Genomic DNA, 11750 nt, shown 5'->3' on the forward strand with positions numbered 1-11750 from the left:
TCTCGGAGCGACACACCCGCACCCCGGACGATCAACCAGCCGCTCCCGATCTACACCACGCAGTGGGACTCACCCCCCGGACCGCCTCGGCGATCGCGTCGGCGTCGGTGGTGGACGGGGAGCGGGTGTCGGCGGCCCGCACCGGGGTGGCGACGACGGCGCCGTTCCCCTGAAATGCGGTGGACCGCGTGGTCGCGGCGGAGGATCCGGGACAGGCGAACGCAGTACCCACGGTGACAACTCCCGCGGTGAGAAGGGTGGCGGTAGGCAGTACCACCCGGCGCGCAACGCGGGAGCGCGCGCCATGACCGGCGGACTGAGGACGACGGTGTCGAGCCATGCGGTGCACGTACCCAGTTTGGCCTGATGAACCCTCTCTTGGGGGGCAGTTTGGTGGTCACCCTCGCGACAGATCACACTGTGCCCCCAGGAAGTTCGGCCCGCCAGCCGGGTACCGCCTGGCCCGCCGCCTCCTCACCCCCGAGCAACGAGATCAACACCGCCACGAACGGGTCCGCGACCAGTGGCCCGGTCGGGACCCACATCCGGGCCAGCCGGCACCGTGAGTCGTGTCAACGTCGGCGGAGCCAGCCCGGACGATCCCCGGTCGAGCCCGACACCGACACCGACGCCGCCGGTGTCCGCGGGCCGCCCCGCCGCCACCACCGTGTAACGGGCGACGCCGTTGACTCTGATGACGGTCGCGCCGGGCCTGACGGTGATCGCCCGCTCGTGGCTGTCCGCCGGGGTCAGCGCGATGGCGGCCAGCGAATGGGCGGCCCGACCGGTCCCGGCGATCACGTTCACCGTGTCCGCCTCGACCCGCGCCGACACGGGCTGCTCGGCCCCGGCCCGGAGCAGCAGGGAGCCGAACCGGTCCCCGTTGAGGCGCGCCGCCCCCGCCGAGGCCGGCACGGTCAGCCCGCCGACGGTCGCCACCACGGTGTAAGAGCCCCAGTCGGCGGTGGCCGCGTTCGACGGTCAGCTGCCGAGGCCGGTCGTCGTCACCGGCCCAACGGCCCGCGTCGGCGGACAGATCGGCCTGACCCGGGTGATCGGCGTGTGCGCGCGCACCTTCGCGAGCAGCGGCGCCGGCATGGTGTCGATCGTGACCTCAACTGCGCAGGGCGAGGCGGCGGCGACGCCGACCGGTTGGTGGACGCGGCGGTGAACGTCGCGTCCAGAATGCGGGTGGTCGCCGCGGTCGCGGCCGTGTCGAAGGCGACGCTGGACTTCTCGTTGAGCTCGGAGAACGGGTAGGCGAACAGCGTCGGCCGGGCCAGCCCGCGGCTAGTCAGGCCGGTCACCGAACGACCGATGTCGGTCTGGATCTTCCGCGTGAACTCGGCGAGCGTCTCGCGCCGGCCGAGCTCGGGCAGCCAGCGCCGGGAGGCGACCTCGGAGGCCGTCGTGCCCTCGGCGTCGATCTGCGTCCGCGCATGCACCCGGTGGGTGTGGGACCCGAAGTCCCACCCGCCCCTGGCCGCCATCCGGTGAATCTTGACGCGCAGAGCACCGCTCACCTGCATAAACCGCTTTGCGACCGTCCGATGCGCGTTCGGCCGCAGCACGACCCAACAACGCGATCAGCGCAACTATCACCCGGATCCCGCCGTCCGGTGTAGGCCGGCCTATCTCACCCGATATGGTCATATCCCCAGCATCCGGGGCGCGGACTAGCACGGAGGACGAGAGACATGGTCTATGGAGATGCGACCCCGGACGAGGAGAGCATCGACGTCACCCCTCACCCGCGTCTCCTGACAGTCCTCGGAGATATCGAGTTTGCGCCTTGGCAATGTCTTGCCGAGCTCATCGACAACGCGTTTGACGACTTCTTGACCCACCCACGGGATGAGGCTGCACCGACAGTCGCGATCAGTTTGCCGAGCAGAACCTCCGACCATCGCGATGCCCAGGTGTGGGTAAGCGACAACGGGCGTGGCATGAGTATCGAGCATCTCAACAGCGCCCTGTCTGCCGGCTGGTCCAGCAATGCTCGATACGGAAAACTTGGCTTGTTCGGCATGGGATTCAACATCGCCACTGCCCGCATGGGAAATACCACGACCGTCAGAACGACACGAGCGGGCGACCCCGAATGGATCAGCGTCACCCTCAACCTTCAGAAAATGGCATCACGGGACAGTTTCGTGGTTCCAGTAATTCGAGAACAAAAAGACGATCCCGCCGAGCACGGCACACAAGTCATCATCAGCAACCTTAAACAAGAACAACACGAGCTCCTCTCAAGACAGCAAGCCAAGATTCGCCGCGCACTTGGTGACGTCTATTCGTATCTCCTGCGAGAAAAAGGATTTCTTCTCCGACTCGACGGTAAAGCCGTACCACCAATAATGCCTTGCGCATGGGGCGAGAACCGCGCAACCATTCAGCGAAACACACGGTACCCGGCATTCATTGAAATCGATAGTCCACTAAAGCCCATGAAAGCCTGCATGTCCTGTGGACGCTGGCAGGATCTCACGGCGAAAGAGTGCGAGGAATGCGGAGAATCTCGCCTGGAGTGGCGCGATCGCCGGATCTTTGGGTGGGTGGGGATTCAGCGCTATTCTCATAAATCAGACTACGGGATCGACTTTCTGCGAAATGGCCGCAAGATCCTTATTCGGGACGTGCGCCTATTCTCCTGGGAGGATCCAAATGAGCCAGGAAGCCGGGCCGAAGTCGAATATCCCGTCGAGGTTCCCAATGAAGGCCGAATCATCGGCGAGATCCACATAGACCACGTCCGTGTAAACTACCAGAAGAACGCATTCGAGTATGAGACTCCTGAATGGAAGCACGTCGTTCGAACGCTTCGCGGCGCAGGTCCACTCAGACCAAATATCGCGAGAGACAACGGATACCCATCGAACGAATCTCCTATTGGCCGCCTCTTCACGGGATACAGACGCCTAGATCCGGGCCTAAAGTGGCTTGTTCCTGGAGACGGCTCGAGTTCGATTCATGCTAAAGCTCGAGAGTGGGGCGGCCTCTTTCGCGATGGCGACCAGAAGTATCAAAGCGACCATATCTGGTACGAAGCAGCTAAACAGCACGACGAATCGAAAGCTCGCGCCGCCGCGTCTACACCAGAGATCCCGTTAGAACCCGACGGAAGTGCGCGCGACCGACTTGACATACCTGCACCCGTCAGGACTCAAACAGATACCAGCAACGAGCTACCGCTTCGCGAGACGGAAGATCAGAAGCAGGATCGCTACCGAAAGGTCGGCGAAGAGCTGTTTGACGTCTCAGGCGAGTATTCTCTGCCGGGGTTCGGTACGGCGCTTAAGGTAACAGTATTTGGGATCAGCGGAAGCGAGGTAACCGATACCAGCGGGGAACGCGTGCCCGTCTTCGTTCAGCAGCAGCGCGGTCCGGATGTGCACGTCTTCGTTGATTTCGATCACATGCTATTTACCACGTTTGGCGGTGACCCGCGCGAATACGCGGTACTTGGCATAGCCGAACATATACGCGAACGCCGGGGAAGCAATCGCTCGCTCAGCTCTATCATCGCAGGACTAAAAGAACGCTGCCTACCCGATCAGAGGCTCACGCCAGCCGCGCTGGGCGCTACCGCCCAAGCGATACTCGACCGTATACGCCGAGCGATGCAGAGAGTCATCTCCGGAAACTCTCAGGGCTTCTGGTCCTACGTTGTTGAGAGCGAGCAGGCTACCGCCGAGCAGCGGTTCGCGTTCGAGGGCAGCGGCGTTGACTGGCAAGACGCCCGCGAGAGCGGGGCGTGGGTGATGTACGTTTCCGCTTCAGCTCTGTCCCGTATCATCCAGCAGCGTCCGGCCGACTTCCTCGACGGCAGGGTCCTGCGAGCTCCTTATGCGAGTTTCACGGATGGTCACGCTCGCGTCCTGGCTGTCAATAGGCTGATCGGCTATCTAGACGATGTCGGGCAACTAGCCGAGCAGCAGGCTAAACGGCGTCCGGACGAGCTCAATAGGGGGCGGCTGAGCTGCCGACTTCTAGAGTTGGAGTTGGTAGATCAGCCCGAGGCTACCCTGTGAGCGAATCATTCGTCAGCCCAATAAATCTCATCCTCGGCGGACAGCAACGATTCACCGCGCAGGTGGAACGGCTTCTTGGGATTCTAGGGTACTCGAATATCTCCAACATTGACGGATCTGGAGACATGGGCGGTGACATACTAGCGACAATTGGAGGAACATCCTGGGTCTTCCAAGCGAAATGGCAAAGACAGGGGGCCGTGCCACGTAACGCGGTCGACGAGTTGTCCACCGCAATGGACCATTATCGATCCCACCGTGGCGTTGTTGTAACAAATGTCAGGCCTACTCGGGATGCAATCGCACGGGCCCAAGTACTCGCCCGGACCGGGCAGCGCATTGACTTTTGGACCGGTAACGATCTGATGGCTCTATGGAATGAAGCGCCAGAAGATCCGGATCGCATTAGACTGCGAAACTATCAAAGCGATGCCGTCACGGCCCTAATAAACGATCTCGAAAATGAAGGCCGGGCGCTTCTAGTTTTAGCAACCGGTCTGGGTAAGACCGTGGTCGGCGGTGAGGTAATTTTCAACTTTTTGTCGCTCTCACGGGACGCAAAAGTTCTGGTCGCGGCCCACACCAAAGATCTTGTCAGTCAGCTCGAGCGAGCAATGTGGAGGCATCTACCAAAGACGGTTAAGACCCAGGTACTCACCGGAGACACGAAGCCGAGAGACCTTTCGGGCGTAACGTTTGCGACGGTTGCTAGTGCGCTTGGAGCCACACTGGCTGGCTATCGGCCGTCTCTAGTCATGGTCGACGAGACACATCACGTTGGTAATGATGGGCAGTATAGCGAGCTTCTAAAGCACCTACAGGCAAGCAGTCAGTTCGGCGTCACAGCGACACCATGGCGCGGCGATAAATATGATATCGAAAGTCACTTCGGCCCGGCATCTTACAAGCTTGGAATCGGCGAGGGTATGCGTCTTGGATATTTGGCGCAAGTCGATTATCGCCTCTTTCTCGACAATATAGACTGGGAGATCGTCAAAGCGGCCTCTCGACGCTCCTATTCAATGAAAGAGCTGAATTCGAAACTTTTCCTGCCTCAACGAGACGAAGCTCTAATCGACGAGCTGCAGGAGGCATGGAGATCGACCCTGGATCCGCGAGCGATTGTTTTCTGTCAAACTAAGGAACACGCCGAGCGGATGGCAGGACTGTTGCGGAAGTCCCCCGAGTGGAGAAATGCGCAGGCAATCCACGAAGGTCTGCGACTCCGGGAGCGCCAACTTCGACTCCTTGATTTTCGATCTGGCAGGATCCCGATTCTAACTGCAGTTGATCTCCTTAACGAGGGCGTAGATGTTCCAGATGTGAATATCATCTGTTTCGCTCGTATCACGCATAGTAGGCGGATCTTCGTGCAGCAACTCGGGCGGGGACTTCGCCTGCGCGAAGGTAAACACAAGGTGATCGCACTTGATTTTGTTAGCGACCTGAGGCGTGTTGCGGCGCTGCTGAACCTCCGCCGCCAGGTTGCCGCTACTGATATCGAGATACTCCCTGACGTGCCCCAGCCGAGTATCACATTTAGCGACGCAAAAGCGGAATCGCTCCTAGAGCAGTGGATCATGGATGCTGCAAATTTGGAGACGGCTAACGATGACGCACGCCTACAGTTCCTCGATCCTGGCATTCCCGCTGTATGAACGGCGGAGGCTCCAGACGCGTGCCAAAGGATCAAGTTGATCTGATCGTCGGAGCCCTCTATTCCGCCGCAGAGCAACGCGATTGGTCCCATCTGCCCCTCAACACTAGGACAGCGTTGTATGACGACTGGGTAAATGCTCCTGAGATCGGCGGCATTTTGAAGCGGTACATGAGCAGCGAGAATGCGCGCTCATGGATCAAGGACGGACCAATGAAGGAGTACGGGCGTGCCAAGCTCGGCACAGGCCGGTACGCGAAGTTTGGCGCTGCGGAGGGGCCGACCCCGGATCAGCTGGTCACGCATGCGCTAGGGCCTTCGGCAAAAGTAGTTGACAATAGCGCTGGAGTTAAGCCGTTTCATTGCCTCGCATCTCTAGGTAATTTTACGTTTTACGTTGCGTGGGATTCGGAACAGAATCTCCGACATTTAGTCTGGGCATGCATTAACTATTTGTCTACAACCCCCCTTCATGAAGCCTGCATCATAATTCTGGAATCACTAGAACACCCAGTTACCCAGGCCGAGAAGGTACGCCACAGACGCATATCCGATCGTTGCGCTATCAGCATAAAATACTATCGCGGCGCCACTTACCCTGCGCGAGCAGGTGAGACAAGCCAATGACTCGAGATCCCGAAGTCACGTCTCGCATAATGGCATCAGTGAAGTCGAGTGGCACGCGGCCGGAGATGTCATTGCGCCGCGAGCTCCACCGTCGCGGTCTGCGCTATCGTGTTTCAAATTCGCTTATTGGACGACCGGACTTAGTTTTCGGCTCCGCGAAAGTTGCTTGTTTTGTTGATGGCGACCGATGGCATGGCAATGGCTGGCGTCTGCGTGGGCTCGCTTGCTTTGAGGATGAGTTTCAGCATTCAAACTCCGAATTTTGGAAGGCGAAGATTCGCCGTAATATTGCGCGTGATCAAGCGGTCACGGCCTCTCTAGAAGCTGCTGGATGGCGTGTGATTCGAGTTTGGGCTTCTGATGTTGAGCGCGATGTATCGAAGACTGCCGACTTGATTGAAATGGCAGTGCGCGGCAGTGGTGGAGGTGCTGGCAGGTGAAGAGACCCCTTACCTCCATCGAGCTGTTCGCGGGCGGAGGAGGCATGGCTGTTGGAACTCGACATGCCGGATTCCGGCACACCGCACTCGTTGAATGGGCGAAGCCGGCAGCTTCCATTCTGCGGCACAATGCGCGTCTCACACCTGGACTATGGCGCGAGGAAGATGTTCACCAACAGGACGTTCGGACCTGGCTAGGGCGCTCAGATTTTCCTGAAAGGGATATCGACCTGATCGCAGGCGGACCGCCATGCCAGCCATTTTCGTTGGGCGGCGTTCACGCCGGCGATGAAGATCAGAGAAATATGTTTCCAGCCGCGTTGGACGCGGTACGCAAATTCAATCCCAAATTTGTATTGTTTGAGAATGTTCCCGGGTTGACTCGCCCCTCCTTCTTGCCCTATTTCTCCTACATTCGAAACCAGCTCGAAAAACCTTCTGTTATCGCCCGCGATAACGAGCTGTGGACCGAACACCACGAGCGGGTGAAGATGTCCGGCCCCGTAAATCAGTCCTACCATGTTACCCAGCATCTTCTTGATGCTGCCGATTTTGGCCTGCCGCAGAATCGGCGTCGCGTCTTTTTGATTGCTATCCGAGCGGATCTAGAGATCCTTGATTTCTGGCCCGAATTTTCTGGCAGTCACTCTCGAGACGCGCTACTTTATGATCAATGGGTCACGGGAGATTACTGGTCGGAACACAATCTTGCAATGCCGGAAATGCCCGAGGGTATCGATTCTAGGGTACGAGATCTCAAAGAACGTGGGCGGCCATTCAGTGCGCGATGGAAAACTATTCGAGATGCAGTCTGCGGTTTGCCGAAGCCAATCAATGGCGTTGCATCCAGGGATTTCAAGAACCACGAGGGAATACCAGGAGCGCGGGCTTATCCCAAGCACTCTGGCAGCCCATATGATTGGCCGGCTAAAGCCATCAAGGCTGGCGTTCATGGTGTAAGCGGGGGGGAAGCAATGATACGCTTCGACGATGGATCCCTGCGGTACCTGACTGTTCGCGAATCTGCACGATTGCAAGGTTTTCCCGATGACTACGAGTTTCCGATTTCGCGGTCCCGAAGCATGGGTGCGATTGGGAATGCGGTTGCTACTCCCGTTGCCAAGCTCCTGGCAGAGCGGTTCAGGGAATCAATGTCAATGAGGTAACAGCGCATCTGCACTGAGCCTGCCTTGGCATCACTGATGAAGCTCGGCTGCCGTAGCAAGTTGAAGCGCGTTGGTACCACTATCGTCACGTTCCTGCCCCACGACGACCCGTGCGTCCCTTCTGCACCCTCCGTGACTCACAGGAAGTTCACAGCTGGGGCCTAGGCAACGCCAAGGGATCCGGGAGAGGCTGGCCGTTATGCAACCGGTGCGGGTACTCGTGGTGGACGACGAGACGACACTGGCGGAGCTGCTGTCGATGGCGCTGCGCTACGAGGGGTGGGAGGTGCGCAGTGCGGGTGATGGACGCACCGCGCTCCGGCTGGCGCGGGAGTTCCGGCCCGACGCGGTGGTGCTCGACATCATGCTGCCGGACATGGACGGGCTGGAGGTGCTGCGGCGGCTGCGGGCGGAGAGCCCGGACGTGCCGGTGCTGTTTCTGACCGCCCGCGATGCCGTGGAAGATCGGGTTGCCGGGCTGACGGCTGGCGGCGACGACTACGTGACGAAGCCGTTCAGCCTGGAGGAGCTGGTCGCACGGCTGCGCGGGCTGATGCGGCGGGCGGCGCGCAGCGCGGAGGCGTTGCAGGGTGCGCGGCTGATGGTTGGCGATCTGACGATGGATGAGGAGAGCCGCGAGGTGGAGCGCGCCGGCGTCCCGGTGCACCTGACGGCCACCGAGTTCGAGCTGCTCCGCTTCTTCATGCGCAACCCGCGCCGGGTGCTCTCCAAGGCCCAGATCCTCGACCGGGTCTGGAACTACGACTTCGGCGGCCAGGCGAACGTCGTCGAGCTGTACGTCTCCTACCTGCGCAAGAAGATCGACGTCGGGCGCCCCCCGATGATCCACACGATGCGTGGCGCCGGTTACGTGCTGCGGCCGGCGGAGGCGGCGCCCGACGCCGCGCTGTCCGCCGGTTCGGTCTCGACCTCGTCCGCGTCCCGCCGGATCTGATCACGATGGCTACCGCGCAGCACCCCGATGTGGTCCCAGGTCGCGTGCCGGGACGGCGTCGGTCCCGACGCGGGCGGACGATGGCCCCGTCGCGGTGGCCGCTGCGCACCAGGCTGATCGCCCTGCTCATGGCGCTGCTCGCGACCGTGTCGATGGCGATCGTGTTCGTCACGGCGGTGGCGTTGCGCGGGGTGCTGCTCGACCAGCTCGACCACCGGCTGATGGAGACCAGCGGCCGGTGGGTCCGGGTCCTGAACCTCGACGGCCCGTCGGTCGGCGTGCTGCCACCGAACGGGGGGTTGGGCTCGAATCCGTCTTCACCCGGCCAGGGGTCCGGTTCCGGCAGTGGGGCGGGCTACGGCTACGGCACCAACGGCTACGGCACCAGAACCTCACTCCAGACCACCGCGACCGCGGCCACCACGGCCACCCCGACGTCGACCGCCGTCACCACGTTGTACAGCGGGTCCGCCTCCGCCCTGCTCGACAGGTTCTTCGGACCGGGTGTCGAGCTTGGAACAGTGGCGGCGGTCATCGACGACACAGGTACCTACGCCGAGTACATCGATTCCGTGGACAGCGCCCAGCCGCTCACGGCCGCCCAGAACGCGACGGTGGCCTCCGTGCCCGCCGACGGAAGTCCCCACACCCGCACTCTCGGGTCCGACGAGTACCGGATCTTCGCTTTCCCCACCCCGGACAGCCGGCTGACGCTGGTCACCGCCCTGCCGATGAAGCAGGTCAACGCGACGCTGACCAGGATGGCGCTGGTCAGCGGCGTGGTCGCGCTCGTGGGAGTGGCATTCGCGGCGGTCGCGGGCACGGTGATCCTACGGGTGACGCTGCGGCCGTTGCGGCGGGTCGCGGCGACCGCGTCGCGGGTCGTCGAGCTGCCGTTGGACCGCGGCGAGGTCGCGTTGTCCGTGCGGGTGCCGGAGGTGGACACGGATCCGCGGACCGAGGTCGGGCAGGTCGGCGCGGCGCTCAACCGGATGCTCGGGCACATCGGCGGGGCGTTGGAAGCCCGCCACGCCAGCGAGATGCGGATGCGGCAGTTCCTCGCCGACGTCAGCCACGAACTGCGCACCCCGCTCGCCGCGATCAGCGGCTACGCGGAGCTGACGCGGCGCACCCACGAACCGGTGCCGCCCGACGTCACCTACGCGATGAGCCGCGTCGAGTCGGAGAGCGCCCGGATGACGGCGCTGGTCTCGGACCTGCTGCTGCTCGCCCGGATCGACTCGGGCCGGCCGTTGGAACACGAGCCGGTGGACATCTCCCGCCTCGTCGTCGACGCCGTCAGCGACGCCCACGTGGCCGCGCCCGAACATCGCTTCGCCCTGGACCTGCCCGAGGAGCCGGTCACCGTGACCGGCGACTCCGCCCGGCTCCACCAGGTCCTCGCGAACCTGCTGGCCAACGCCCGAACCCACACCCCGCCGGGGACGAAGGTGACGGCGAGTCTGAGTCTGGCCGACGGCGAAGTCGTCGTCGGCGTCGTGGACGAAGGTCCCGGCATCGCCCCGGAGCTGCTGCCGCAGGTCTTCGAGCGGTTCGCCCGCGGCGACAGCTCACGTTCCCGCGCCGCCGGAAGCACCGGCCTCGGCCTCGCGATCGTGTCCGCCGTCGTCGAAGCGCACCATGGCCGAGTCGAGGCGCAGAGCCAACCAGGCCGCACGGCCTTCATCGTGCGTCTCCCCCAGTCCGCGCCGCTGCCCGCGCAACCAGCTTCACAGGTTGCGCACAGGTAAGGCACAAGGAGCCGAAAGGTCTGGGAGTCAAGGTGATCCCATGTCGTCGACTCTCACCGACCCGATCCCCGACGCCGGGGGTCGGCCCGCCCACGGACCGCGCTACCGGATGCCGTGGACCAAAGCGGACCCGACCCGACCAGCGGACCCGGACGCGCCGACCGAAGCCGGCCTGAGCTCCGACGAGATCGCCGGGTCCGGCGGCTCCGGGCAGGCCGGCGCGGCCGCCGAGACCGGTACCGCGGACACCCGCGATCCCCGCTGGGTGCGGCCCGCGCTGGCGGTCCTGCTCATCGGCACCGCGGTGCTGTACCTGTGGGATCTGGGCGCCTCCGGCTGGTCGAACTCCTTCTACTCGGCGGCGGTCCAGGCCGGAACGGTGAGCTGGAAGGCGTTCTTCTACGGCTCCTCGGACGCCGGTAACTCGATCACGGTCGACAAGCCGCCGGCGTCGCTGTGGGTGATGGCTCTCTCGGCGCGCATCTTCGGGCTGAACTCGTGGAGCATCCTCGTCCCCGAGGCGCTGATGGGCGTCGCCTCCGTCGGGCTGCTGTACAAGACGGTGCGCCGGTACGCCGGCGCCGCGGCGGGCCTGATCGCCGGTGCCGTGCTCGCGCTCACCCCGATCGCCGCGGTCATGTTCAAGTTCAACAACCCGGACGCGCTGCTCGTCCTGCTGCTCATCGGCGGCGCCTACGCGACGCTGCGCGCCGTCGAGCACGCCAGCGCCCGCTGGATGGTGCTCGCCGGGGTGTTCGTCAGCTTCGCGTTCCTGACGAAGCTGCTCCAGGCGCTGGTCGTCGTTCCGGTCTTCGCGCTGGTGTACCTGGCGTTCGCCCCGGCGACGTTCTGGAAGCGGGTGCGCGACACCCTCCTCGGCGGCCTCGGGCTGCTGGTTCCCGCCGGCCTGTTCATCGCGATCGTGGAGCTCGTGCCGGCGTCCTCCCGCCCGTACATCGGCGGTTCGCAGCACAACAGCCTGCTCGAGCTGACCATCGGGTACAACGGCCTCGGCCGGATCACCGGTAACGAGACCGGCAGCGTCACCGGAGGTGGCGGCGCCGCGCGCCGCGCCGCAGCCGGTGCGGCCGGCCAGGCGCTGCAGGGCGGAACGGGGACGGGC

At 62.9% G+C, this 11750-nt stretch carries 9 protein-coding genes; 7 read left to right on the top strand and 2 right to left on the bottom strand.

What is annotated here, in order from left to right; genetic code table 11:
- Nucleotides 1-474: 474 nt before the first annotated feature.
- Both MXD58_RS10125 and MXD58_RS10130 read right to left on the bottom strand, forming a co-directional pair.
- Nucleotides 475-942 (bottom strand): hypothetical protein, encoded by a 468-nt coding sequence (locus tag MXD58_RS10125; protein WP_248841290.1) that lies wholly within the window; start codon nt 940-942, stop codon nt 475-477.
- 62 nt (nt 943-1004) lie between these two features.
- Entirely contained in the window at nt 1005-1523 is a 519-nt protein-coding gene (locus MXD58_RS10130; RefSeq protein WP_248841289.1) for a polysaccharide deacetylase family protein, read from the bottom strand.
- A 174-nt stretch (nt 1524-1697) separates the two neighbouring features.
- Here MXD58_RS10130 and MXD58_RS10135 point away from each other — a divergent pair, with 174 nt between their 5' ends.
- The 7 genes from MXD58_RS10135 to MXD58_RS10165 all read left to right on the top strand — a co-directional run.
- Entirely contained in the window at nt 1698-4031 is a 2334-nt protein-coding gene (locus MXD58_RS10135) for an ATP-binding protein (RefSeq protein WP_248841288.1), read from the top strand.
- On the top strand, nt 4028-5689 hold the full coding sequence (locus MXD58_RS10140; RefSeq protein ID WP_248841287.1) for a DEAD/DEAH box helicase family protein: 1662 nt from the start codon (nt 4028-4030) through the stop codon (nt 5687-5689). Before MXD58_RS10135 ends, MXD58_RS10140 begins: the two co-directional genes overlap by 4 nt.
- A gap of 622 nt (nt 5690-6311) precedes the next feature.
- A complete protein-coding gene (locus MXD58_RS10145; RefSeq protein WP_284678155.1) occupies nt 6312-6755 on the top strand; it encodes a very short patch repair endonuclease in 444 nt (147 codons plus the stop codon).
- A complete protein-coding gene (locus MXD58_RS10150; protein WP_308301937.1) occupies nt 6752-7921 on the top strand; it encodes a DNA cytosine methyltransferase in 1170 nt (389 codons plus the stop codon). Before MXD58_RS10145 ends, MXD58_RS10150 begins: the two co-directional genes overlap by 4 nt.
- A 199-nt stretch (nt 7922-8120) precedes the next feature.
- Nucleotides 8121-8876, top strand: coding sequence for a response regulator transcription factor (locus MXD58_RS10155; RefSeq protein ID WP_248841284.1), 756 nt, complete (start codon nt 8121-8123; stop codon nt 8874-8876).
- Nucleotides 8877-8956: 80 nt separating this feature from the next.
- Nucleotides 8957-10627 (top strand): sensor histidine kinase, encoded by a 1671-nt coding sequence (locus tag MXD58_RS10160; protein ID WP_248841283.1) that lies wholly within the window; start codon nt 8957-8959, stop codon nt 10625-10627.
- 40 nt (nt 10628-10667) lie between these two features.
- Nucleotides 10668-11750 (top strand): ArnT family glycosyltransferase (locus MXD58_RS10165; protein ID WP_250609245.1); only part of this gene is annotated, 1083 nt, incomplete at its 3' end.

It is taken from the genome of Frankia sp. AgKG'84/4, from assembly GCF_023242965.2.
Lineage (GTDB): Bacteria > Actinomycetota > Actinomycetes > Frankiales > Frankiaceae > Frankia.

Excerpts from the sequence above, each read along its gene's own strand:
- MXD58_RS10135 (WP_248841288.1), top strand. The coding sequence starts at position 1,698 with ATGGTCTATGGAGATGCGACCCCGGACGAGGAGAGCATCGACGTCACC.
- MXD58_RS10145 (WP_284678155.1), top strand. The coding sequence starts at position 6,312 with ATGACTCGAGATCCCGAAGTCACGTCTCGCATAATGGCATCAGTGAAG.
- MXD58_RS10155 (WP_248841284.1), top strand. The coding sequence starts at position 8,121 with ATGCAACCGGTGCGGGTACTCGTGGTGGACGACGAGACGACACTGGCG.
- MXD58_RS10160 (WP_248841283.1), top strand. The coding sequence starts at position 8,957 with ATGGCCCCGTCGCGGTGGCCGCTGCGCACCAGGCTGATCGCCCTGCTC.